The organism is Stenomitos rutilans (assembly GCF_059505485.1).
Map to the genome: position 1 here is coordinate 48,392 of NZ_JCACKR010000040.1, position 24,882 is coordinate 73,273.

Here is a 24,882-nt window from a genome sequence, read left to right on the forward strand (position 1 = left end):
TATGCAGAAGCTTTCAGCCCAATATAGCTAAGCGTTGCTATGCTCCTCCCCTGAACAAAACCAAATTATGGAGTCTGTACAAAACATTAGGCTATTTAGTGTGCGCGTGCTCACTCCTGCCGATGCTGAGGCATACCGTTCTGTGCGCTTGCGTGCGCTGCTTGAGCAACCGCCCGCTTTTGGTTCACTCCCCGAAGCCGAGCCAAACCTCTGCGAGACTGCCGCAAAACTTGCAGAAAGCGATGAACGTTGCTTTTTTGGAGCGTTTCAAGGCGAACAGCTTATCGGTATTATCCGGCTTTCTCGCTATTCAGCATCTAATGAGAAGCACCGTGCTTATCTTGCAGGTCTGTATGTTCTCCCCCCTTTTCGCTATCATGGCTGCGGTAGGGCACTCGTCCGCAAGGCATTGAGTCGGGCAGCGAACACTCCGGGCATCAGAAGAGTCAATCTGACTGTAGTGACTCAACAAGAAACGGCAATTCACCTTTATCAGTCATTCGGCTTCCGTATCTATGGCACCGAACAGGAGACCTTTTCGAGAGATGGGCAGTTCTACGACGAGCACTTGATGACCTTAGAATGCAACTCTGTCTATGACTATGACGCTTAACAACTGCGCTACTCCGGAGTGCCCTGATATGCTCGGCTAAGCTGCAAAGGGTATCTGCGTCCGATGAGCGTGATCGTCAGCAGAATTAGGGAAAATGAAAAGAATAGGATTGTGACTGAAGGTAAAAACGGAGAGAGAGTTGCGCTTGTGACTGGTTCGACATCTGGAATAGGGATGGCGATCGCAAGGCGACTTGCTGAAGAGGAATTTACTGTTGCTTTTCATTCCAAGTCTTCAGTTGTGGTTGGACAGTCATTAGCAGAAGCGCATCCCGGTTCATCCTATTTTCAGGCTGATCTGTCCGACCAAACCCAGTCTCGCAATCTGATTTCCGAGGTGTTGTCACGTCATGGTCGGTTAGATGTGTTGGTCAATAATGCAGGTATCAGTACGACGATTCCACACGCATCTCTCAAAGAAGCCTCACCAGAGATCTGGCGCAGTCTATATGAAGTTAATGTCATCGCACCTTGGACACTGATTGCAGAGGCTGAGATCGCACTACGTCAGTCATCAAGGAGTGAACGTCCTAGCTGCATTCTCAACATTAGCTCTCACGCAGGTATCCGCCCGAAAGGAGCTTCAATCCCATACTCTGCTACCAAAGCTGCTCTAAACCATATGACAAAGCTGCTTGCGCTGAGTTTAGCACCACAGATTCGTGTCAATGCGATCGCACCGGGTTTGGTTGATACCCCCATGAGCAAAGATTGGACAGCAGCACGAAAGCTTTGGGAAGAACGATCACCAATGGGGCGAGGAGCACAACCCGAAGAGGTTGCACAGATAGCTTCTATGGTAGTTGCAAATCACTATCTCACGGGGGAGATCATCATTTCAGACGGAGGGTTAAACCTCACCTAGTAGGCGGAAATCATTTTTTATCGCTATTTCTGACCCCTGTCGCCATACTTTGGCCCAATGCCAGGCTTTTAGGCTTCCTGACTCAAAGCAGCTTAGGATTGATGCCTTTGCGTGCAGGCGATCCGTGCCGACTAGCAGATGCAGGGTAATAGGCTTGGCCAAATGCGATCGCGCATTCCTTGTCGGAATGCCTTTGCCACAACCAACCAAACCGATCGCGCTTGCAAAACAACGATCGCGCGATTAAACGGTGACCGATTCTGCTGACGACAGGTTGCGATCGATACGCTTTGTTTGACGATCGCTCCGTCCGCCACTGACCGTTCAAATGGTGATGGGAATCTACCGTTTTACAGGGGAACACTGTGAGAGAAAAAGCCAGCTCGCTCTTTACGAGAATCTGTTTATAAGGTCAGTAATCTATCTTCTTAAACATAAATCAGGCCGTTTAGCGCTCATTTATCGCGCTGCTTTTGTAGAACAAAATCATTTTTCAGAGCTTTAGAAGAGCTGCACAATCGTTGCGTAATCATCTTGAAGGAGTACTTGAGGATACTCATGATTACTCAGGACTATGACAAGTTGGAGTTCATCACATGCCTCATGCTCATCTGCTGTCTTACTTCAAGGGTCGATCGCTCCGCACTGTTTTAGTGATTCCCTTTGTCCTACAAATCTTTGGGACAGTGGGCCTGGTTGGGTACCTTTCCTTTCGTAACGGTCAGGCAGCAGTGAATGAACTTGCCAGCCAGTTACGAAGCGAAACCTCAACTCGCATTCAAGATCAGATCTTGCGCTATCTGAAAGCGGCAGCACTCGTTAATCAAATCAACCTGGACGATTTGCAGCGAGGGCAGTGGAGCTTAGAGGATCTCAAAAGCCAGGAGCGCCAAGTCTGGCATATGCTGCGACTGTTTCATCCCTCGATTCAGGCAAATGCTATTGCCACTCAAAAGACCTTTCGAGTGGCGCATCAGTATCAGGGAGATGCCCCGCGACTCCTTGCGGTAGACAGTCGTGGGGGACTCTTTCGCTCTTATGCCGTGGATGCAGAAGGTAAGCCCACCAAGGTAATGGAAACGGCTGCACCTTATGACGTGCAGACCAAGCCGTATTACAAGGCTGTGGCAAAAACTGGTAAAGCTGCCTGGGTTATTTTTCCGCACGCTACGCAACAGTATATGCTGCTGGGTCTTGCCAACCCCATTTGGGATCAAAACCGCCAGCTTGTGGGAGTTGTGATGGGAACATCTTCTCTGGCAGACCTTTCTCAATTTCTCAATAGCTTTCAAGTGAGTGCGCATGGGGAGATGTTTGTGGTCGATCGCTCTGGCCTGCTCGTCGCCAACTCATCCGATAAACAGTCGATTATGATTAGCGGCAACGGTAAGCCGCAACGCCTGAAGGCAAGCGAGAGTAACAATGCACTCATTCGTCAGACGGCTCAGTACTTGAATGGACGATCGAGCGGGTTAGCCACGATCAACGGTATACAACAGCTTGATTTTGCCGTTGATGGTGCACGCCAGTTTGTTCAGGTGACACCCTTAAAAGATGAACATGGCTTGGATTGGCTGGTGGTGGTTGTGGTGCCCGAAAAAGACTTTATGGGACAAATCAATGCCAATACCCGCACTACAATTGGGCTTTGTTTAGCTGCGCTGGGCCTTGCCACTCTCGTTGGCATTCTAACCGCTCGCTGGGTGACTCGTCCGATTCTACGCCTCAACCAGGCGGCCAAAGATATTGCGATCGGTAAATGGGACAGCGCGATCGACCTCAAGCGCAACGATGAATTGGGGGAACTTGGCGACTCGTTCAACAGCATGGCAAACCAATTGCAAACATCGTTTGAAACGCTGGAGCAAAAGGTTGAAGAGCGCACCGCCGAACTGGCAGAAGCCAAAGAGAAATCCGAAGTAGCGAATCAGGCGAAAAGTGAGTTTCTCGCCAGCATGAGCCACGAACTGCGAACACCGCTCAATGGCATTCTAGGCTATGCCCAAATTCTGCAACGAAGCGAACCCTTGAGCGATCGAGGGAAGAAGGGCATCGATGTCATCTATCAGTGCGGTAACCATTTGCTAAATCTGATTAATGACATTCTTGACCTGGCTAAAATTGAAGCTCGCAAATTAGAGCTACATTCCAGTGCTGTGTACTTTCCAGCCTTTCTTGAGGGCATTGCGGAAATTATGCGCATTCGTGCAGGGCAAAAGGGTATCTACTTTACCTATGCACCAGACGCAACGCTGCCAGTGGGGGTATGGGCAGATGAGAAGCGGCTGCGGCAGGTGCTGATCAATCTACTGGGCAATGCCATCAAATTTACCGAGCAAGGCGGTGTCACCTGGCGAGTCAAAACCCACAAATTAGAAAATGATCTCTATCAAGTTCGCTTTGAGGTTGAAGATACGGGCGTCGGCATCTCACCATGCGGGCTAGAAAAAATCTTTCAGCCGTTTGAGCAAGTGGGCGCTTTCGAGAAACAGGCTGAAGGCACGGGGCTTGGGTTGGCAATCAGTCAGCAAATTGTATCCTTGATGGACAGCAGTCTTCAGGTTAGTAGCGAACCGGGGCGGGGCAGTACCTTCTGGTTTGAGGTAACACTGCCTGAAGCCCTGGAATGGGCAGCATCGCAACGATCGACCCAGCGGAGCACCATCACCGGGTTCACTGGCAGGAAGCGTAAAATCCTGGTAGTGGACGATCGTTGGGAAAACCGCGCCGTATTGGTCAACCTGCTCGAACCGCTTGGCTTTGAGATGCTGGAAGTGAGTAATGGACAAGCAGGCTTAGACGCCGTGAAAGCCCACAAGCCTGACTTGATCATCACCGACCTGATGATGCCAGAGATGGATGGCTACGAGTTTCTTCGACAGTTGCGACAGTTGCCAGAGTTGAGCAAGATTCCAGCGATCGCCTCATCTGCCAGCGTCTTTGAGAGCAATCAGCACGACAGCATCACCGCTGGGGCAACGGCGTTTTTGCCCAAACCCGTCCAAGCACCTGCCTTGCTCAAACTCTTAGAAACCTATCTCAACCTGCAATGGGTTTACATCCATTTATCCAATGCTGCAGAGAAGGCAGAGGATGCGTCTCGCTCGATCACACCGCTTTTAGCCGTGATCGCACCGCCACCAGAAGACGTGCTAGCCCAACTGTATACATTGGCTCAACAAGGACGTTTAATGGCGATCGAGCAGCAGCTTAAAGCCCTGGAAAACACGAACGAACAGTATCAAGCCTTTGTACAAAGCGTGCGGCAGTACGCAGATGCCTTTCAAGCTGAGAAAATCTGCCTGTTTATTGAAGAGTACCTTCCCACTGCAAAAGCATAGAGCGACATTGAACTGCGGAGGCACAGCGGTACACTCCCTACAGAGAATCTCACTGGTCAAAGCGATTGAAGCCGCCATCCTAAGGAGCGTGGATTTAGTAACTCCGATTGCTTAAGTAGGATGTGTTAGCGCAGCGTAACGCATCGTCTCAGGGATTGATGCGTTACGGCTATCGCCTTCAGCGTAGCTATGCCGAAGGCTACACGCATCCTACAAAATGCGGTTTTATTAAATTCTCATTCCTTAGCAGTGGAGGGACGATCGCCCCCTCGATAGACCGCACCAACTGAGTGATCGGCCTGAATTTCAATGACTAAAGCGGCTTGACCTGGCGTTGCCACGAAGGGATTGATCACGAGTTCAGGATGCAATGCTTTCCAGAAATATTCGACAAACCTATCAATTTCAGCATCACTCATGCCCGATTTGCCGCTGTCTCGCATCTGTTGTTCTGCCTGCTTGCGCCACAGCTGACTGAGGCGGTAATCGGTAGGATGCAGCACCAGCAGGCTATCAAGACAGTCCCACAGGGGTAAGTAGTCATGCAGTTTAGCATTCATATCACGGGCAAAGGCTCGATCGTCCTCTGTCCAAAGGGGCGCGATCGGTGTCTCAAAAACGACGGCATCGACTGGATGTACACCTACAAACCAGCCTTCAAAAAGCACAATATCAATCTTGCCAACCAGTGCTGGCTCCACGCGATCGCCCGCACCGTTGTGTAACGCTTTGTCAAAGCGGGGAATGGCGATCGCGTCATCAGCCGTTGAGTGCCGTAGGGCGTTGAGAGTTTGAATGCCTAGCGCAACATCGTGCGTTCCTGGCGGGCCGCGCCAAAGGAGCCGAGCATCCTGGGTTTGCAGAGCGAGGCGATCAGTGCACGTTTTGTAAAAGTCGTCCAGAGATACGCTGATAACTGTGTAACCACAGCGTTGCAGAATCAGCGTCAGAATCGCTCCCAACGTTGTTTTACCCGTTCCCTGTCCACCCAGAATGCCTTGCACCCAGGGACGATCGTGCCGCTGGTGGTGGTGTGCTAACCAAAGTGCTAATGGCAACCACAGATGCCAGAGCGTTTCATGAGCCTGGGTTGTCTCTTTAAAGTGACGCTGGCAAAATGGTTCGATGGTGGGATAGACCATTTGCAGCAGGCGCGATCGCTCCCGCAAGCTTTCCCCCACGGTTTCTGCGGTGATGCCAAACGCGATCGCCCGCAGCGAATCTTGAAGTTCCTGATCTTCTAGCTGTTGCCATGCCTCTGCTGGCAGGGATTCACCAACGGCCAAACGCGCCACCCGCTCAGCCATCAACCCATGAAATGCCATACACCTAGTTCACTACGGCTTTACAGAGAGCGTATAGTCCCGACGAACGCCAGGTGCCGCTGTACCAACCCAAATTTTGTAGGTGCCAGCCTGCCAGTCGGTATCGGTAAGGCTGGCATCTTGCCGCCTTGCTGTGGTGTTATCGCTACAGCGGACATCGCGCGCGCCCTGAATCACTAATGTAGTGCCGCTACCACCGCTGTTTACGCGAAGGTTCAGAGTCGAAAAATTTTGCTGCAAGACTAGAATATGGTCGGGCGTGGGGTCGCCAAAGCCGAGACAGGTATTGTTGTTGCGATCGTGGTTGCTAACGATCGCAGGTAGCGAAGTTGAGCCACCCGTAGAACCGGACAAGGTACCTGTTTGTTTGCCACTGCCCAGCGTCAACCCACCAAAATTAGACTGCGCCAGCACAGGTAGTGCCCCCAACACGCCAAGTGCAATGAGCCAACTACCCCACCGTAAGCGACTTGCCATAACTCCCCCTCTTGTCTCCGTAACGGAGTTTGTTTGTGACGCAACGCCGTACATTCAATCAGCAATTGCTGCGACGATCGCACTACCATCATCGCTTACCGACCCTATGGTTGTGGGATAAAGCGCGAATTTAATACACAGATAAGACGTTTAGACGCAAACTAATAAAGAATAGTTCTTCCCTTTAGTCATCTTCAGCATGGTTTCTGTCTTTTCTCACGTTCGGGCAGTGCACAATTGGGTTCGGCAGACGAACTGGCTTTGGCAGACAAACTGGCTTTGGCAAACGAATTGGTTTCCGTGGGCGATCGCAATTGTCGTTCCCATCTGTCGTTTAAAGGGGGGCGATCGTCAGGGTGAAGCCATGCACGAGCAGAATAGACAGCTATTACTGCACGCAGAAGCACTGAGGATTCGCATGAGAACAAGCTGGATAGTATATCTGGCAAACGTCTGGTCTTGCAGGTTTTCTAGCATTGCTTTAAGCATTGCGTTTGCTCTTTTACTCACGGGCTGCCAGCCCAGTCAGCTTCGCACACAGGCCGCGCAAAGCAGCCAACTGATTCTCAGCACTGTCACAGACCCAAACACCTTTAACTTCGCAAACAAAAATACCTTTCCCAGCATTTTTCTGTTTACCTACGACTGCCTGACTCAGGAGAACGGAGTAACGGGCGCGATCGAGCCTGCTCTAGCAGAGTCCTGGCAGATTTCAGACGACCAGAAGCGAATTGTTTTTAAGCTGCGTGCTGGCTTGAAATGGTCTGATGGGGTACCACTCACTGCTGATGATGTGGTGTTTACCTACCGGGACGTGATTGCAAACCCAGAGGTGCCCACCGATGCGAAAGAAGGCATTCAAATTGGGGTGAACAAAGCTTATCCTAATGTGCGCAAGCTCGATGATTTGCGGGTCGAATTCTTATTGCCAGAGCCTTTCGCGCCCCTGTTAAACGCAACCGCAGGTCTGGATGGCATTGTGATTTTACCAAAACACGCGCTTGCAGAAACGCTGAAAACCAAAGGCTCGGATGGCAACCTCAAGTTTCTTTCCACCTGGGGTACCGATACCGACCCAACCAAAGTTGTCGTGAACGGCCCTTACCTGATGGAGCGCTACATCCCTGGACAGCGGCTCATTTTTCGTCGCAATCCTTACTACTGGCGCAAAGACGCTCAGGGAAGGCAACTGCCTTATATCGATCGCATCATTTGGCAAGTGGTGGAGAGCCTGGATACACAGCTTTTGCGGTTTCGATCGGGTGATATGGATGTGCTTGGCGATGTGCGACCGTTGCGAGCAGAATATGTGCCCCTGCTTAAACGGGAGGAAAAACGTGGTGGGTTTACCATTCGTGACGGTGGACCGTGGTCAGGCACCCTCTACCTCACCTTTAATCTCAACACCGCTAAAGATAAAAACGGCAAACCGCTTGTAGACCCAATCAAATCGGGCTGGTTCAATACACTGGCCTTTCGGCAGGCCGTGGCCTATGGTATCAATCGCCAGCGAATCAACAACAATCTGTTTCGGGGACTGGGCGTCATTCAAAATTCACCCATTTCTGTGCAAAGCCCGTTCTTTCTCAAAGACGGTCTCAAAGTGTATGACTATGACCCCGAAAAAGCCAGAGCTTTGTTAAAGCAGGCAGGCTTTAAGTATAACGCCCAGGGACAATTGCTCGATGCAGAGAATCACCGTGTTCAGTTCAGTTTGATTACCAATGCCAATAATCCTGTAAGAGTGGCGATCGGTGCTCAAGTGCAGCAAGACCTCGGCAAAATCGGCATCAGGGTTAACTATACGCCCATCAATTTCAATGTTTTGATTGACAAGGTCAATACGACACGCGACTGGGATGCTCACATGATTGGCTTTACGGGCGGCATTGAGCCACACGCCGCCGCCAATTTGTGGGTCAGCAGCGGTGCGTCTCATGGGTTTAATCTCAAGCAACAGCCCGGTCAACCACCCCTTCAAGGCTGGGCACCCAAAGAGTGGGAAACCACCATTGATCGTCTCTTCATCGAGGGCGCACGCGAACTGGATGAAACAAAACGCAAAGCCATCTATGGAGACTTCCAGCGCATCGTGCAAGAGCAACTCCCTGTGATTCATCTCGTCAACGATCGCGCGTTAATGGCCGTCCGCGATCGCGTAGAAGGACTGCAATACACAGGCTTACCTAGTTGGGGGCTGTGGAACATTCAAGAACTTAGAATAAGAAAGGATGAAGGCTAAAGGCTCAAAGCTAAAGGCTCGGACTTATCCTTAGGACTTACGCATTTGCCCCCAAACCCCCAATGCTGGGGGCTTTAATTGGCTCGGTTCCCCCAGCATTGGGGGCTAGGGGGCGAAAGATGATCGCTTTTGCGTAAGTCCTAATCCTTCATCCTTTATCCCTTATCCTTTAATGCTTTCCCCGTGACTCAACCTGAACAGCTTAAGCACCTCCTTCAAGCGGTTGCTGCTGGTGAAATTGCTCCAGAGCTTGCGTTTGACAAACTCAAAAACTTGAACTTTGAAACAGTTGAAGACTTTGCTCGTATTGACCATCACCGCGCGCTCCGCACTGGTTTTCCTGAGTTCATTTGGGGTTTAGGTAAAACGCCCGATCAAATTGCTCAAATTATGGGAGTCATGCGCGATCGTTCTGCGGTTGTCATGGCAACCCGCATCGAACCAGATGTCTATGCCCAACTGAAAGCCAAAGTGCCAGATGTGGAGTATTACGCAACGGCACGCATTTGTGCGTTGAAAAGGAGTCAGAAATCAGAAATCAGAAGTCAGAAGTCAAGTATTGAGACTCACTCAAAACGTCCTGAAGCAACAGCCCAACTCAAAACTCAAAACTCAAAACTCTCTAGCTTGTCGGCGCAAAGCGCTACTCAAAACTCCACACCCCACACCCCACACCCCACACCCTCCCACCCCGGTACCATCAGCATTCTCTCTGCAGGCACGGCTGATCTCCCCGTTGCTGAAGAAGCGGCTGTCACGGCTGATTTGTGTGGTTTCAAAGTTAATCGGCTGTGGGATGTAGGCGTATCCGGCATTCATCGGCTGCTCGAAAACCGCTGGGCGATCGCTGAAGCTGATGTCCTCGTTGTGGTAGCGGGAATGGAAGGCGCACTACCTAGCGTCGTCGCTGGATTAGCAGAGTGCCCTGTCATTGCAGTGCCAACCAGTATTGGGTACGGAGCCAGTTTCAACGGGTTAGCCCCCTTGCTCACCATGCTTAACTCGTGCGCGGCTGGCATTGGAGTGGTCAACATTGACAATGGCTTTGGCGCAGCAATCCTGGCAGGACAAATTTTGCGCAGTGCGAACAGGCTGCAAGAACGGATTAAGGCTGAAGGATAAAGGCTAAAAAGTTTTCTCTTATCCTTTTGCTTTGGTCACGCTTCTTTCCAACTGACCTGAACGAAGTGCGCTGGGCGTCCGATCGCGTCTTTGGTGGGCGTAATACGCTCGATCGCCAGATTAAACGGAACCGCAGTCGTAATATATTGCTGAGCAAACCGACCCAAATCAGGCGTCAGGTGCGCGGCAGTAGCGGCAGCCACCCCCAATCCAACGAATTGCTCGATCGGCCCACGGGGCAAAAGCGTTGCCATACCTACCGCAAAGCCTGCTGTCAGCAGCATCCCCACCGATAAGTTTGTACCACAACGTGGGTGAACAGCTAAATGCCACTCGCCAGCCGTTAATCGCCGCAATGCTACCTGAACCGCTCGTTGCAACTCGATTGTGTTGACCTGTCCATAAAGGTGAAAACCGCGATCGGTTGACAGTCCACCGAGCAACTCATTATCTGGCACAGTTTCTATCGCTGTCGAATGGCGGGGTTTTGCCCAGCTACTTAACACCCATACAGTGGCATGCTCTAAAGCGTGAACCTGCCGCAGCATGAGCAGTTCTTTGAGACCCGGCACGAAATTGAATGCACGCAACAAGTCAGCATCCTGAGTCCAGCGCGGATCTGGCTGCTGATTGGGTGCAAAAAACAGATCAACAAGCTCGGTTCCTCCCAGAAACCAAGACGGTGGGTCAGTGGTGGCCTGTGTCATAACCGCACAACTTCACGTGAGAAGCAGTCGCTAAAAATGTCTTTTCACTCTAGCGCTAACACCATTACAGTGAACGTGAGTTGTTGCAAATCGTTGTTAGCAAGCATCAAGCAGGCTTATTGGCTGCTACCGTCGTCCCAACAGCTCTTGATACTTCAACCCCATTTTCTTCCAAAATGACGATTGGATCAGATCCTGCATTCATCTCAATGCGCTTCACCAGTACCTGCCCATTTGAAAGCCGCTGACCCACGCGAACGTAACGGCTGGTTTCTTCATTCGGTGCTTTCACGATCGCTTGTGCTACCCCGCCTACCATGACAACACCGCTCACTTCAACTGCACTCGCTAGCGTAGTAGAGGGCAGCGGCGGCAAGGTTTTGATCACTGGAACACCTGAATTTGAGCTACCAGGTGGCAGGGGTGTTCTAGGATTGAAGGCTGTTGAGTTTGGCCTCCGAGTCACAGCTCTTGGCGCAGCAGGTAGCTGGCGAACCGTGGGTACACTCTGGCTGTTTGCCGCTGTACGAGGCTGCTGTAGCTTTAAAGGTAGACCTGCAAAGGGATCTTTCCCTTTCCGACTATCAATGCTTGCCTGCACTTGCTTGGCGCGCTCGTCACCATTCGTGGATTGAATCAAACCGGGAATGCTATCGGCAGCGGGTGGCTTTTGAGCGACCAGCGGAGCAGCCTTTGCCCCAAAAGGTTGGGTGGTTGCGGGTTTCTTAGCAGCAACAGACGCAGCAGGGGATGGAGAAGTCGCAACATCGCCACCTGAATCAGACGAACAACTGGCGACAGTCAACGCGATCGCTCCAGCAAGTCCTACGAACACAAGTTTACGCATGAATCTCTCCCCAAACGCTGTTCTTACACGATAGCTCTAAAAAGCAGAAGTGGTCTCATTAATTTCGCGGAGTGTAACAGCAATGCTGTGATGAAATATCTGTGTTAAGTGGTCAGGTCGCAAAGTTTAGGCGCGCGCTTCCCGTCAAAAGCATTCTGATCAAATGCGCTCACTTCACGCTTTGAACCACCATTTCAACGCTTTGTAAAAGAATGTTTTAGGCTCCACTTCATCTCTAACAATTTGCTAGGTCATTACGTCTGAACCAAAGCGTTACAACCGTCGAAGACCCTGCGCCAAACCACAACAAACAGTTGTTAGAAAATTGAGGTCTAACGTTTCTAAACGATCGCTGGGTTTGTGATAGTGAGGATTGCGAAGAAAAGACGTATCTGTCACCATCAGCGCGCGATAGCCTTGATCCCAAAAGACAGCATGGTCACTCCGACGAGTCTCTGGTACGATGAGGCCCCGATTACCAGCAGGCAACCATTCACAGGGCGCACCGCACGATCGCAGGTAATGACTCAGCCGCACTAAATCAGGAATGGTTTTCAAGTTACCAATCAGCGCAATAAAATTTCCCTGTTTTGGATAAAAGCGCTGCAATCCGGTTGGGTAACGCTGAGAACCAGGCGTTTGATCGCAATAGCCCAACATTTCTAGCGACAGCATGAGTCGCAGGGGTTCTTGCTGCAAGTCCTGCCTCAAAGAATTGGCATAGTGAGTGCTACCCGCGCGATCGTAGCTGGTCTCTTCTAAATCAAACGCTACTAAGCGAACAGGGTGTCGGGCTGGTGTGGAAGCAAAGCATCGCGCCAGTTCTAGCAGCACAGCCACACCAGTGGCATTGTCATCGGCTCCGGCTGAACCAGGCACTGCATCGTAGTGAGCGCCAATGAGAATGGGTGGTTTGGACGATCGCCCTGGCAAATTCAAGATCAAATTCTGAAACTCAGTGCCTTGTACATGAAACGCATGGGTTTCTACCGTGCCCCACTGCGCCAACTGTGCCCGAATATATTCACGGACAAAAAAATGTCCTGCGGTTGCCAGGTAGGGATCGCGATCTCGCGCAACCTGTCTGAGATGCTCGTATAACCGTTCCTTCAGTATTTCAAGCACTGTCGAGTCCTGTACTCTACACCCTACTCCCTCAAGACCAACCGTCAAATGCAGACACATCGGGTCGATTGTAGTCAGATTTATGAGTTGGTTGCATTACTACACCCATCATTTCGGCACAAAAGCCAAGCGCAATCATGAGGCAAAAGCTGTGAGTATGCAGCGACCAGATCACAGAGGGAGCAAGAAATGAGAGAGCTTGAGATCGATTGACCCCAATCAATCCTTTGATGAAGTGTTTTTAGAGACGTAGTAGATAACTCCAGCATAATCATCGGTTAAGAAGAACCCATCTGCGCCGACACTCAATAAATCGACGGGTCTACCGTAGATCACGCCATTTTGCAGGAAGCCCGTAATAAACGCTTCAGGGGCTTTGCCCGACTGGATACGATCGACTCGATACCCTCGCTGCAAGCTCTTTTTAGAACCACCGTGAAGCGCAACGAGAAACGCGTTTTGCACAGGTTCGATCGAGCCAAGCCCAAAATATTCCAGACCCAATGGGGCGCTATGAGCAGCAAATGTTGCAGCAGCCAATGGCACGGTACCGCAGTTGACCTTCTTAGCCGACTGCTTGAACTGGTCATCGGCATAAATCCGCGATCGATATTGGAAGCAGTAGGGCCAGCCGTAGTTTTGTTGAGCCTTAATGGGGTAAAACGTTTCCTCTGGCTTATTGTCGCCAAGGTGATCAGCCCCCATATTGGTGGCAAATAGTTGCCCGTTCACCCACTTAAGGCCCACTGCGTTGCGTAACCCCCTAGCAAATTGGCGTTGATTTTGGCCGTCTGCATCCATTTCTAGAATTGACGCTCGCACCGATTCTTTCTCCTCGCAAGCGTTACAACTGCTACCTACAGCAACATAAACTTTTTGGTTAGCCCCGATCGTCACGGTACGAGTCAAATGCCAGCCGCCATATTTGTAGCTCAGACCATAGTCTGGGAAGCGAGCTAGCATTTGTGGTCGCTCGGACGGTGCATGATCACCATTACGGTAAAGGTAGCGAACAAGGCGATCGGTCAGGGCGAGGTACAACCACTGCTTTCCGTCTGGGGCAACATAAAACGTCACACTGTTGGGATTGCGTAACCCCGTCAAATACGTTGTCGTTTGGCGAAATGTGCCGCTTTTAGGGTTGAACCCATCAAGAATATAAACTTTACCGTTGCGGTTATCCGTTAAATCAAACATGTCGGTCACAAAGATCCGATCGTCCGGACTTTTTGCCATAAACCGGACTCGCTTTAAGCCCTGCACCGCCACGTGTATTTGCAAGTCGGCGGGTAGGTTCAGGTTAAAGGTTTTGCCCGTTGCCAGGGTAATGTGATGGGGCGTTAGCTTTAACGGCTTGGCCGTTTGAGCAAGCTGAACTGATGGCTGAAGTGTAGGTTGGGGGTCGATCGCCGCTTCCACGTTTGCGATCGTCACCTTCTTATCAGGGTGGATGGGTAGAGCCGAGCTACAGCCACTGAGTAGAAGTAGCGACGCAGTACAGACGATGAACCAATGGTTATGAGTGCAATCCATACTGCCTTTGTCCGAGTTCAGCTCATTTCACCACATTCACGGCTTATTCTTGAGCACCCCTGCGTGTCGCGCGCTACAACCAGCACGGGTTGCCCGCATCTTACGCCAGTTTAGTCAGTTCAGGCTTGCGCCAACCCAAAGCACTCGCTTCTTACGCCAACCCAACCAGTTTGGCGCTCAGTTCCCATAGGCGATCTGCTTTTTCGTCGTCCCGTGCTTGGGGCGATACTTTTTGCACAAACGACTTGCCGTCTTTCTTCTGGCGATTGCCCCAACTCCAGTAAGCACCCGACTGGCTGTATTCGGGATCGGCAACCACCATCGCGACCCGTTCGCCTGACAACTCTTGAGACACATAACCACCTGTAATGTTCTTCTGGAACCACGGGAAGAGTTTTTGAAACAGCGGGTAGTGGTTACGGAAAAGAGGCGTATCTGCCACGCAGCCAGGGTAGAGGGAACTAAAGGTAATGCCTGTGGACTCGTGGTAGCGCCGATGCAGTTCGCGCATAGTCAGTACGTTACACACTTTGCTGTCTTTGTACGCCTTGACAGGTTCAAATTTTTTGCCGTCAATCATCGTGATGGGCGCTTTAAACCCATCTGCAAAGCCCTGTAAATTACCCAAATCGGGACGTGGTGGAATCTTGCCACCCAATTCGTCCGGGTTGTGCGTCACCGTACCCAAAATGATGAGGCGTGGGTTGCCAGAGGCGGCGTGCTTGAGATCATCAAGCAGCAGGTTGCAGAGGAGAAAATGCCCCAGGTGATTCGTCGCAACGGTCAACTCATATCCTTCGGGACTGCGTAATGGCTCTTTAATTAATGGCATGTAGATGGCCGCATTACAGACCAAAGCATCCAGCGATCGCCCCGTTTCCCTAAACGCAGTGACAAACTGCCGCACACTATTCAATGAAGCAACATCAATATGCAGGATCGAGTAGCTGTCTTGCGGTATTGCCACCTGCTGGGCCACCTGCTCAGCCTTTGCTACATCACGGCACGCCATCACAATATGCCAATCAGGGCGTGCGGCAAGGGCCTTCGCAGCGTATAGCCCTACTCCCGATGATGCGCCTGTGATTACGACTGTCCGATTTCGATTTTCTGCGATGCGATCGTATGTCATGTTCTTCAGACTCCGTTGTCCCACTGAATCTGATCTCAGAATCTCACATTGTTGTCGATCGAGACAATTTAGGTGGAGGGGGTTAGGAAAGGAGTAGAGAGTGGGGAATGGGGAATGGGGAGTGAAAGGCTAAAGGCTAAAAGCGCATTAACTCCTCACTCCTCTCTTGCAACTTAAAACTCAAAACTCTTCAAGCCTCTCCCCCCACTTCCCCAGATACAATAGTGAACAGACCTACGGACAGACGCGAACCCATGACGGCTCCTTCGGAATTAGAGACATCACCCCAGCCAGATTTCGTCCTTGACACAAGTTCTGCGGACGATCGTGGCCTGAGCGCACCCACAGATACCGATGTCATCGCAGACGAGGACTTACTTGACGATGTGGAAATGTCCCTGTTTGACCATCTGGAAGAACTGCGGCAACGGATTTTTTATGCCTTGATTGCTGTAGCGGTAAGCATTGTGGGCTGCTTTTTCTTTGTCAAGCAGATTGTGCAACTGCTGGAAGTGCCCGCTGGAGCAGTCAAGTTTCTTCAGCTTGCACCAGGAGAATATTTCTTTGTTTCGATGAAGGTCGCCGCATATAGCGGCATTTTGCTGGCTAGCCCGGTCATCTTGTATCAAATCATTGCCTTTGTCCTGCCGGGTCTAACTCGACGCGAACGCAAACTGCTAGCGCCGATCGTTTTTGGCTCTAGTTTTCTGTTTGTGGGTGGTCTCTTCTTTGCTTACATCGCGCTCATTCCCGCCGCACTCAACTTCTTCATCTCCTACGGGGCAGATGTCGTGGAGCAACTGTGGTCGATCGATCGTTACTTTGAGTTTGTTCTACTACTCATGTTCAGCACTGGACTTGCCTTTCAGATTCCCATCATCCAAATGCTCCTCGGTCTGCTGGGCATCGTTTCATCCCGACAGATGCTCTCCGGTTGGCGCTATGTTCTTTTGGGAGCCGCCATCCTGGGTGCCGTTCTCACGCCCTCTACCGATCCGCTCACTCAAAGCCTCCTCGGTGGAGCCGTCATTGGACTGTATTTTGGCGGTATTGGGTTAGTGAAATTATTAGGTAAGTAAGTCTGTACGCTATCAATTAGATGATTCTAAAGGAGTTGGATTTGAGTCATTGAATTATGTCTATTCGTCTTGCTTTCTTGTAAGAAGCTTTTAGTTCATCTTAAAAAAAGCTTCTAGAACACACGAGATATAGCTAATACTTTTTAGGAAAGTGGTACACATGAAGCAAACTCATTAGGTGAGTAGCAGCCAAGAGAAAGGTTAAATACTCCGTTATTCTGAATGAGAATAAAATCACTTGATAGCCGAGCGATCGATTCAGCAATCGCAACGAGTAGAGCAAGTTCTCCTTCTGTACGACCACCTCCACTACTCACAGCGTATCCGTAACCTAAACTTTTTCAACGCTGTGATAGGTACAAGCGATCGTCCGTATTGAGGTTTCGACCGAAATTTTCTAAGTGTTCTTGCTCGTCTGTATAGGTTTCAGCGTTATTATCGCAACACAAAATTAGAGTATTCTCGCGCGTCAATTGAAAATAGTAATAATTGCTTGGTAATACTGCTTGCTCATTTTCGACTTCTTGCTTGGTTCTCAATACACGTAATTTTGGATTCTGACCAAGAAGCATAGCGGCATTATTGCTTAGAGGCATTGCAAGTAGTTGAGACTTGAGGTTAGCCCAAGTAAAAAATTGATCAAGAGTAGGTATGACATCAATATCAATGCTCATAAAGCGATTCAATTGCAATGCTGGGCAAGCTCCGCGATCGCTGCCCAAATTCCCTAGTGATAAAGGGCAAAGAAGGCGAATGCAAACGCAATGATGAGGGGGATGACGATCGGAACCACCACAACCAACCCCCATTTATCTAAACGAATCGGTTGACCATCGGCTTTCATCATGGCAACAACAGCAGCACCACCCATCACAACCCAAAGCAGCCCAAAAGCCAGAAAAATCGCGTAGGTTGAGTCTTCCATATTGATCTATCAATCCTCTCAGGTGCTAACGCATCTCGCTAGCTACCTTTGTTTTAGCGCACAGCAAATGATATGAGAATTGATAGTTCTAAAGGGTGCTTAGAGGGGTGACTGCTTGCTTGAAGCTGGCAACGGTTGCTTACCTAAGATGTCTTTTTCGTAACGAATGGGCGCAAGCACGACTTGAATCCCTTTTTGTTGGCACTGCGTCGCTAGATCGGCCAGCCGAGTCTTCATCGCGTCAGGAGACTTCTGATCAGATGCCGACTCTTGAGGAAGGGATAGTAAAAACTCTCGAAAGCCCAGAAAAGCGAGTCCGTAAATCATTTGCTGGCTCCACTTGCCGCTAAAATAGCCACCATGTACATTAACGCCACCAAACCCAAGACTCTGCTTGAAATATGAAAAATTTAGCAAGGCGTAATCCAGCAAATTTAGTGCGGCTTTTCTCAGGGCAAAGCTAACAACTCCACGTGGCTGATCGGCTGCTTCCGACTCCTTCAAATCGTCCTGAAAATCAACATAGTCGGTGCAATCAAAATAGGTGAAGACGTCAGCAATCACATCGCCTTGAGCACCCGGTATAGCCTCCGTTTGCACCTTACCATCTCTCAGTTCTTCGAGACTTTGATGTTCTCGATCAGACGCTCGCACTTCTAAACATTTGAACGGTGGCTCTGGCTTCCCGTTGTTAAGATTAATAATGCCATAGGCATCTTCTCCTAACGCTTGATTGGTATGATCATGTTCATCTTGAAAATGTTTTGCGGTGACGTTTCCTAAGCGATAGCCGCTAGAACGTTTTCTGGCTGGAAAGCTAAAGTAATTAGCCGCCGTTGATGCAAGCCTTAAAGCCAAATCACCTTCATTGCTAAAAACATAGGCTTCTTCGCAACGCCGCAAGGACGATCGCAAAAAGTTTGCCCGTCTCGGCATAATCGACTCGGCTGGAATATCAGGGGCAACCAGCACTAAGCGACCCAGTGAAAAGACACGACCGATTTCACTAGGAGGATTCTGCGCGATCGAGCTTGTGTCAAACACATCAGAAAGAATCCGAATTGTATTAGTGACAATAAAACAGCCCATGCTGTGACCAATAAAGGAAAGTTTAATGCGTCGATCTTTACTGAGCGGCTCTGTTAAATCCAATTTTTCAGAAACGGCTTGATCGAGCTGTCGAATGAGTTCAACTAAATCTAAAACGCCATAGTTTGTTGCGCGGTAATTGTCTCTAAAGTAAGTCAAAAGCCTTAACAGTATGAGCGCAAGCACGATCGCAAACGTGAGCAGTGAAACAATTAAGACTGGTGTTAACAGTGCATTCAATCCAATTGTTTTAAAGAGCAAGATGGTTGTGATAACACTCAAAATAAAGCTGCCGCCAATCAGGCCACTGAGTAAAACTGGCAGAGCATTAATCGCATCTCCTAGTTTTGTTTTTAACGAGCTATTAATGGAAGGATCGCCCGTTGGCTTTTCAGAAGGCCAAAGATAGCCTAGAAAAATAGAGGACTGTGGGCTGCAAATTGTCGCAGCATGGTTGTGGATTTTTTGGTATCGCTTTTGGGCATCCGATCGCTGAGTACCATAGCCATGAATTGAAATGATCACTTGTGGCTCACTACTCGCAATTAAATAATCAGCAATGGCTCTAATTTTGGCTACGACCAACGCACTATCTGTTGCTACGGGATTATCTTCAATATTAATCGCAGCGGTACTATTAATGTAATAACCAGGTATTTTGGCAAATGCATGTGGTTCATCAATGAGACTAATATCAAACTGAGTGATATCTGGTGTCGAATGATCGGGTGTAGTCATAGCCTGATCGTACCTTTAAAATTAATTATTCGCAGCGAAAGCGTATTCAGGTTAGCAAACAAATTCCTTTTATCAGCGCTTTGCTAACAATTTTTAGCGTTTGCACACAAATCATCTTGCAACGCGATCGCGCAGCTAGAATCAATCTGGCAAAGATTGCTCTTGCGTCTTCTGGCTCTGTTCTAGTGATCAAGCTCCAGCTTTTTGCCCTAGATCGCTTCTGAATGCCAAGCTCTTGCTTAGTATTTGATTCAAGCAAGCTCCAGCTTCTTTCTAAAAGCGGAAAGCAGAAACGAGCAAAGCAGGAACCTGGTAACGAGCCGAAAATGATTTAGAAAAAAGTAACGCTAAGTCCAATTCTCTTCAAACGGCAGCATCAAGAACTGACCAAAAGGTTGTTTGACCATTACCATCGGCACTACATTTCAGAGGCAGCGATCGTTCGCTTATAAATACTCTTTTAGAAGCTGCTTAAAAGAAAAACTCAGCAGTTCTCAGAGGATGTCTTAAAAGGTATGAATGCCTACCCGAACCGCCCCCCTGCCCCCCAAATTTGAGGGGTTCTGAGGTGGAAGTCCCCCAGAATTGGGGGATTGAGGGGGCGAAGGCAGCGTCTCTGACACTTCTCAGACATCCTCTCACGTCTAAATGGAGGTAAGAACGACTGGATTTAGGTTTCAGAAGGTATAGCAAAAAGTCAACGCATGCAGCCGTTTTTGTACTATGGCATTGGATGAAACAGCAAATCCGGGAAATAGAAATTAAAAACGGCCCAGGTAGAAATTGCCACAGAGGTTGCAATAACTGCAAGAATAGGCGCAAGCGAAAGGTACCGAACGAAAAAATTAGGCTGGCTGTTTTGTCTTGCCATAATCAAGTGGTGAATTAACAGTTGAACAGCTTTAGTTTAACGACGATGACTGTTGCTGCTTTCAATCAGAGGAAGGATTCCAGCTTAAAAAGTGTGTGATGATTAACACAATTAATTGTCTATTTAAGAGACTCTGTAAAACGATGAAATTACGATCGCACCGCATCAGATGAAACACCGATCGCGGTAGGGCTTTGCTTCTTTGAAGAAGAGCCTTTCGTTGAATGGGTTGATGCAATCGAGCTTGAATGCACCGTTTGTGCCTCAATAAATTGCATGTATTGCCGCACCATTAAGCGCTGGACGGCAAACACAGCGGGATTAATTTCTACCCTGCGCCATTCAGGATCTTTGAGGTAGTTGAGTTGTTCGCTTTCAACCATTTCGACATCCTGCGCCAGAAACTGTAGTATCAGCAATCGTCGCAATAGCACTCTTAGCGCTGGCTCCAGCGGTTTCAACACCCAATGTGGCAAACGCAGCTTAAAGAAAAAGAACACAAAAGAGCGGCTTTCGGTCGCACTCACGGGCAGGCGCATCATGTAGTTAGAGGACATCGTTTGCAGTTTGCAAGAAAAGTGGGGGTATTGGTATTCCACAACTACTGGCTGCGTTGCCACCTGGTTGGCGTGTGCACTCAAGCCCAAGAATTTTGCCAAACGGCCTTTATAAGAAACTTGAAACTCAGCTTTGACAGTTGATTCTGTCTCTTGCAAGCGAGTAAGTACCGGATCAAACCAGCCTTGCTGGTGTTCGTGCAAAAAGCCGTGAAATAAATCTACCGAGTTCTCATTGCAGAAAGAAAAATGTGCTTGAAAGTAAGCGGTGCTCGGAACCATGAGCCAATCAGGATCGTCAAATTCAGGAATCTCTGGCAGTGCTTTCGTTTTAGCCAGCGTGCGATCGCCTGGAAAAAGCCAGATGAGATTATATTTTGCCTGCACAGGATAATACTTCACCTGAGCGCAGGGCAGCTTTTGACCCTCCGGTAGGTAGGGGATGTTCACACACTGCCCATCACCGTTGAATTCCCAGCCGTGATAACGACAAGCCAGCAAATCGCCCTGTACTTTACCCTTGTGCAACGCGACCCCTTTATGCGGACAGGCATCCTCGAGCGCGTGCAGTTGCCCAGAAGCGTCACGGTAGACCGCGATCGCTTGGTGCCAAATGGTAACAGGCATCACCTCACCAGACTTAAGTTGATCAGCCCAACCCACTGCATACCAGCAATTGCCATTGATGCCAACTTCATGCACTCCGACTTTAAGCACCTGGCTGTTTAAGTCTGTCGCTAATTCCATGCGTTTTCCTTTTTCGACGTATTGCACCGTTCTACTGCTCTCACCATACGCTGAGCTTAGCCCAGGTCAATGGCTCATCAAAAGAGACTTCAGTCATCGATCTAGGCAAGTGAATCACAGGCACGTGAGCGCTAGCCATTTAGCTAACAAACTGGGCACACACCAGCCACAAGCATCAGTTGCCATCGACATCCAGAGTCATCGATCGCGCGCTTTACTGGTTATGCTAGCTAAACAAACTCACTTTCTGGTAAAAAGCCATAGCACAAGGCAACCGGGGAATCTTCCGCCCCATTCATGGCACATTCCTTACGCCCACAGTGAACGCAATTAGATTGCGTCGGCAAAATCAGCTCAACCGCCGGATAAATACTGATTCCCTGGTTAATAAAGCCTTGCGCTTCTAGATCTGAAATAGTACTGCAAATTAAAATCGCCTGTTGAACGCCTAGTGCTTCACGCTGGTAGTTAATTTGCCGCAACGTCTCACCAAAGCTCTGAGTATCAGGCTTAATCAATACCAATACCCTCTGCGCCGTACTGATAAAACAGTTGGGATTATTTTGCTCAAAAAAGTCTTTGTACTGAAGGGTAAAGGTGCCATCAGGAAAGCGCAAGGTACGAATCTGGCGTAAAAAGGGCATGGTGAAGTTGCCCCCGGCGTCGATCGCATACCACCAGGACTTATGCCAGGCATTGCACGGTAAGTGCAAAATTTCATCAATCTGCTCTGAGCGAAAGCCAGACTCACCCAGCAGAGAAACGGTAAGTGCTAGTGGCAGATTGTTTCCCAGGGTTTGCATATCCGACTCATGCTGGGTCAATCTTGCCATTTCTCGGCTATCAATGGTTCGGTTATGACTCGATGCCGAAAGCCCGATCGGTTCTCCAGGCTCTACCAGTCGGCATTGCATCGATTCAAAATGCACAACGCCGTCAGCCGTTAGCTGATTGCCCGTTGGCACGCCGACTTGCGTTGAAATTGTACGAATATGCTGCCCTTTCGCCAACGTGGGAATGCAATTTTCGAGGAGTGACTGCAAAACGGTACGCTCGGCGATCGCAAGGGCAATCTGAATCTGATCATGCAGATTCGAGGTACGGGCTGAATCGCTAATTGGATAGAACAGAGGATTCGTTGGCATTGTAACTGCTACCCATTACTACTGCCTGATAGCGATCATTGTGAGACAGTTTTAGCAAAATAACTCTTTCACTTGGGCTTCTCTTAAGAAATCGATAGCTTCTACAGCCGAATAAGTAGCAGTGACTACGAAGCGTTACAGAAGGCAGAATGATAAGGGATGAAGGCTAAAGGCTAAAAAGCTGACTGCTGTATTTTGCAAAATAATGATGTTGCCTGGATGCGCGATGTCATAATGGAACCACGACTACTTACACTTAAATTCGCAACCCGCTATACGTTATGTCACAAGGACAGGGATTTGGCTTCGGTCTCGGCAAAATGAAAGAGCTGACGGAAGCCTTCAAAAAAGCACAACAGGTTCAAGAAGGAGCCAGACGGCTTCAAGAAGAACTGGAACAGATGGAAATTGAAGGTGAATCTGGTGGTGGGTTGGTCAAGGTTGTGCTGAGTGGCAACCAAGAACCCCTTAGCGTCACCATTTCGCCTGATGTTCTCGGTGAAGGTGCAGAAGTGCTTTCCGATTTGGTGACGGCAGCCATGAAGGATGCCTACAACAAATCCACCACCACGATGCGAGAGCGGATGGAAGAGCTAACGGGTGGACTCAATCTACCGGGAATGTAACGTTCCCTGGCTTTGCTAAGCCTGACACGGGAGGCGATGTCAAATGATGACACGAAGCTTTGCGTTGAGTAATCTCATCCCTTCCGTCTCCCGCGTCAGGTCGCACTTTGAGGCTGTATTGACTATTATGAGTGAACGATACTGGCACAGACAATGCCCTACAAGCTGCTATTTGTTTGTCTTGGTAATATTTGTCGATCGCCCTCAGCGGAGAACATCATGAATCACTTGATTGCTCAAGCAGATTTGAGCGATCGCATTGTTTGTGATTCCGCAGGCACGGCAGGCTATCACATTGGGAGTTCGCCCGATCGACGGATGACGATCGCGGCTCAAAAGCAAGGGATTACTCTGTGTGGCAATGCGCGACAGTTCGTTAGAGCTGATTTTGAGACCTTCGATCGCATTTTGGCAATGGATCGAGAGAATCTTGCAGACATCTGTGCCCTTGATCTAGGCGGCAAGTATCGCCACAAGGTGCAGCTTATGTGCGATTACTGCACTCGCCACGCCCTGCGAGAGGTGCCCGATCCCTACTATGGCGGCACCGAAGGGTTTAACCAGGTCATCGACTTGCTGTTTGATGCCTGCGAGGGTTTGTTAGCTGATGTCACTCAAGCACTGGCAGCGAGCAAATAGTGTTTGGCGTTTTCGGTAATCCATGACTCATGTTGTCATCATCGGTTGCGGCGTTGTGGGGGCCGCAACCGCCTATGAGTTAAGTCAGGTTGAGGGGCTATCGATCACGGTCATCGAGCGCTACCAGCCCGCCCAGGTTGCCACAGGAGCCGCGCTGGGGGTTCTAATGGGAGCCGTTAGCCAGAAAGTTAAGGGCAACAATTTGCGGATGCGCCTCACGGGGATCGATCGCTACAATACCTGGGTGCCTGAACTGGAAGCGTTGACGGGACAGCCCATCTGGTTCAATCGACAGGGCATTTTGCGGCTTTGCTTTGAAGACGAGCCGTTGGAGCGTTGGCACTATCTGGTAGACATCCGGCGATCGCAGGGGTGGCAGCTAGAGATGCTTGATCGCGCCCAGATCGCAGCTACCTACCCGCAACTGAATTTAGAGCGGATCACGGCAGCAATTTATTCGCCACACGATCGGCAGGTTGATCCAACAGCGCTCACTCAGGCATTGGTGGCAGCAGCAGCCCAAAAAGGCGTGATGTTTCAATTTGATACGGCTGTAGTTGGCGTAGAGCCGTGTGATCGGGTAGATGAGTCCACGTTGCGAGCATGTCAGCAGGTGCAAACAACTGCAGGAACGTTGGCGATCGATTGGCTGGTAATTGCCGCAGGCTTAGGATCAACACCGCTCACAGCCTCGCTTCAGCAAACTGTGGATATTCGCCCGGTGTTAGGTCAAGCCATGCATGTACGCTTACCAAAAGCCCTGAAATCAGAGTTGCAGCCTGTCATTACAGGTGAAGATGTTCATATCGTGCCGATCAGTGGCGGAGACTACTGGGTTGGTGCAACAGTAGAGTTCCCGCTCGACTCATCCACCCCGCTACCCAATGCCGCTGCCTTAGATACCGTGATGCAGCAGGCGATCGCGTTTTGTCCCAGGCTTGCCGATGCGACGATCGTCCGTGCCTGGTCAGGCTTACGTCCCCGTCCTGAAGGCCGCCCTGCTCCGATCGTAGAACACCTCCCCGGCTACAGTAATGTACTGCTGGCAACGGGACATTACCGCAACGGCGTACTGCTAGCACCTGCAACCGCAGAAAAGATTCGTCAACTGGTTATCTCACTCTAGAGGCAATCCGGT

General features: G+C 49.8%; 23 protein-coding genes. 9 read left to right on the forward strand and 14 right to left on the reverse strand.

Features of this window, described 5'->3' with window-relative positions; translation table 11 throughout:
• The first annotated feature begins 67 nt into the window (after positions 1-67).
• Positions 68-613 carry a GNAT family N-acetyltransferase gene (locus tag AC5JLP_RS06405; protein WP_496067090.1) on the forward strand — a complete coding sequence of 182 codons (546 nt, stop codon included), beginning with the start codon at positions 68-70 and terminating at the stop codon, positions 611-613.
• A gap of 147 nt (positions 614-760) precedes the next feature.
• Positions 761-1,477, forward strand: coding sequence for an SDR family NAD(P)-dependent oxidoreductase (locus AC5JLP_RS06410; protein WP_496067091.1), 717 nt, complete (start codon positions 761-763; stop codon positions 1,475-1,477).
• Between the two features lie 131 nt (positions 1,478-1,608).
• Here the strand turns inward: AC5JLP_RS06410 and AC5JLP_RS06415 are convergent, their stop codons facing one another.
• Positions 1,609-1,794, reverse strand: coding sequence for a hypothetical protein (locus tag AC5JLP_RS06415; RefSeq protein ID WP_496067092.1), 186 nt, complete (start codon positions 1,792-1,794; stop codon positions 1,609-1,611).
• Between the two features lie 279 nt (positions 1,795-2,073).
• Here AC5JLP_RS06415 and AC5JLP_RS06420 point away from each other — a divergent pair, with 279 nt between their 5' ends.
• On the forward strand, positions 2,074-4,818 hold the full coding sequence (locus AC5JLP_RS06420; RefSeq protein ID WP_496067093.1) for an ATP-binding protein: 2,745 nt from the start codon (positions 2,074-2,076) through the stop codon (positions 4,816-4,818).
• 236 nt (positions 4,819-5,054) lie between these two features.
• On the opposite strand, the gene AC5JLP_RS06425 is transcribed toward AC5JLP_RS06420, so the two are convergent.
• A complete protein-coding gene (locus AC5JLP_RS06425) occupies positions 5,055-6,143 on the reverse strand; it encodes a glycerate kinase (protein ID WP_496067094.1) in 1,089 nt (362 codons plus the stop codon).
• A gap of 12 nt (positions 6,144-6,155) precedes the next feature.
• Positions 6,156-6,620: a hypothetical protein gene (locus AC5JLP_RS06430; protein ID WP_496067095.1), complete on the reverse strand. Its 465-nt coding sequence runs from the start codon at positions 6,618-6,620 to the stop codon at positions 6,156-6,158.
• Positions 6,621-6,849: 229 nt separating this feature from the next.
• Here AC5JLP_RS06430 and AC5JLP_RS06435 point away from each other — a divergent pair, with 229 nt between their 5' ends.
• Positions 6,850-8,862 carry an ABC transporter substrate-binding protein gene (locus tag AC5JLP_RS06435; protein ID WP_496067096.1) on the forward strand — a complete coding sequence of 671 codons (2,013 nt, stop codon included), beginning with the start codon at positions 6,850-6,852 and terminating at the stop codon, positions 8,860-8,862.
• 183 nt (positions 8,863-9,045) lie between these two features.
• Entirely contained in the window at positions 9,046-9,984 is a 939-nt protein-coding gene (gene larB / locus AC5JLP_RS06440; protein ID WP_496067097.1) for a nickel pincer cofactor biosynthesis protein LarB, read from the forward strand.
• A gap of 35 nt (positions 9,985-10,019) precedes the next feature.
• On the opposite strand, the gene AC5JLP_RS06445 is transcribed toward larB, so the two are convergent.
• The 5 genes from AC5JLP_RS06445 to AC5JLP_RS06465 all read right to left on the reverse strand — a co-directional run bounded on the left by AC5JLP_RS06445 (position 10,020) and on the right by AC5JLP_RS06465 (position 15,328).
• Entirely contained in the window at positions 10,020-10,691 is a 672-nt protein-coding gene (locus AC5JLP_RS06445) for a DUF6391 domain-containing protein (RefSeq protein WP_496067098.1), read from the reverse strand.
• A gap of 106 nt (positions 10,692-10,797) precedes the next feature.
• Positions 10,798-11,538 carry a hypothetical protein gene (locus AC5JLP_RS06450; protein WP_496067099.1) on the reverse strand — a complete coding sequence of 247 codons (741 nt, stop codon included), beginning with the start codon at positions 11,536-11,538 and terminating at the stop codon, positions 10,798-10,800.
• 273 nt (positions 11,539-11,811) lie between these two features.
• Positions 11,812-12,663: a M28 family peptidase gene (locus AC5JLP_RS06455; RefSeq protein ID WP_496067100.1), complete on the reverse strand. Its 852-nt coding sequence runs from the start codon at positions 12,661-12,663 to the stop codon at positions 11,812-11,814.
• A 219-nt stretch (positions 12,664-12,882) separates the two neighbouring features.
• Complete coding sequence (locus tag AC5JLP_RS06460; protein ID WP_496067101.1) at positions 12,883-14,196, reverse strand: PQQ-dependent sugar dehydrogenase; 1,314 nt, start codon at positions 14,194-14,196, stop codon at positions 12,883-12,885.
• Between the two features lie 151 nt (positions 14,197-14,347).
• Entirely contained in the window at positions 14,348-15,328 is a 981-nt protein-coding gene (locus AC5JLP_RS06465) for a protochlorophyllide reductase (RefSeq protein ID WP_496067102.1), read from the reverse strand.
• A 254-nt stretch (positions 15,329-15,582) separates the two neighbouring features.
• On the opposite strand from AC5JLP_RS06465, the gene tatC reads away from it, so the two are divergent.
• Positions 15,583-16,407, forward strand: coding sequence for a twin-arginine translocase subunit TatC (gene tatC / locus AC5JLP_RS06470; protein WP_496067103.1), 825 nt, complete (start codon positions 15,583-15,585; stop codon positions 16,405-16,407).
• A 341-nt stretch (positions 16,408-16,748) separates the two neighbouring features.
• On the opposite strand, the gene AC5JLP_RS06475 is transcribed toward tatC, so the two are convergent.
• From AC5JLP_RS06475 to AC5JLP_RS06500, 6 genes are all read right to left on the reverse strand, one after another.
• Positions 16,749-17,081 (reverse strand): hypothetical protein, encoded by a 333-nt coding sequence (locus AC5JLP_RS06475; protein WP_496067104.1) that lies wholly within the window; start codon positions 17,079-17,081, stop codon positions 16,749-16,751.
• Positions 17,082-17,134: 53 nt separating this feature from the next.
• Entirely contained in the window at positions 17,135-17,332 is a 198-nt protein-coding gene (locus AC5JLP_RS06480; protein WP_496067105.1) for a hypothetical protein, read from the reverse strand.
• A gap of 99 nt (positions 17,333-17,431) precedes the next feature.
• On the reverse strand, positions 17,432-19,159 hold the full coding sequence (locus AC5JLP_RS06485) for a hypothetical protein (RefSeq protein ID WP_496067106.1): 1,728 nt from the start codon (positions 19,157-19,159) through the stop codon (positions 17,432-17,434).
• Positions 19,160-19,880: 721 nt separating this feature from the next.
• A complete protein-coding gene (locus AC5JLP_RS06490) occupies positions 19,881-20,030 on the reverse strand; it encodes a photosystem I reaction center subunit IX (RefSeq protein WP_496067107.1) in 150 nt (49 codons plus the stop codon).
• A 149-nt stretch (positions 20,031-20,179) separates the two neighbouring features.
• The gene (locus AC5JLP_RS06495) at positions 20,180-21,334 is read right to left on the reverse strand and encodes an aromatic ring-hydroxylating dioxygenase subunit alpha (RefSeq protein ID WP_496067108.1); all 1,155 of its coding nucleotides are present in this window, start codon (positions 21,332-21,334) and stop codon (positions 20,180-20,182) included.
• Between the two features lie 230 nt (positions 21,335-21,564).
• On the reverse strand, positions 21,565-22,479 hold the full coding sequence (locus tag AC5JLP_RS06500; protein ID WP_496067109.1) for a hypothetical protein: 915 nt from the start codon (positions 22,477-22,479) through the stop codon (positions 21,565-21,567).
• A gap of 281 nt (positions 22,480-22,760) precedes the next feature.
• Here AC5JLP_RS06500 and AC5JLP_RS06505 point away from each other — a divergent pair, with 281 nt between their 5' ends.
• The 3 genes from AC5JLP_RS06505 to AC5JLP_RS06515 all read left to right on the forward strand — a co-directional run bounded on the left by AC5JLP_RS06505 (position 22,761) and on the right by AC5JLP_RS06515 (position 24,870).
• Positions 22,761-23,105: a YbaB/EbfC family nucleoid-associated protein gene (locus AC5JLP_RS06505; RefSeq protein ID WP_106260567.1), complete on the forward strand. Its 345-nt coding sequence runs from the start codon at positions 22,761-22,763 to the stop codon at positions 23,103-23,105.
• A 153-nt stretch (positions 23,106-23,258) separates the two neighbouring features.
• The gene (locus tag AC5JLP_RS06510) at positions 23,259-23,744 is read left to right on the forward strand and encodes a low molecular weight protein-tyrosine-phosphatase (RefSeq protein WP_496067110.1); all 486 of its coding nucleotides are present in this window, start codon (positions 23,259-23,261) and stop codon (positions 23,742-23,744) included.
• A 22-nt stretch (positions 23,745-23,766) separates the two neighbouring features.
• On the forward strand, positions 23,767-24,870 hold the full coding sequence (locus AC5JLP_RS06515) for an NAD(P)/FAD-dependent oxidoreductase (RefSeq protein WP_496067111.1): 1,104 nt from the start codon (positions 23,767-23,769) through the stop codon (positions 24,868-24,870).
• The last annotated feature ends 12 nt before the right edge of the window (positions 24,871-24,882 follow it).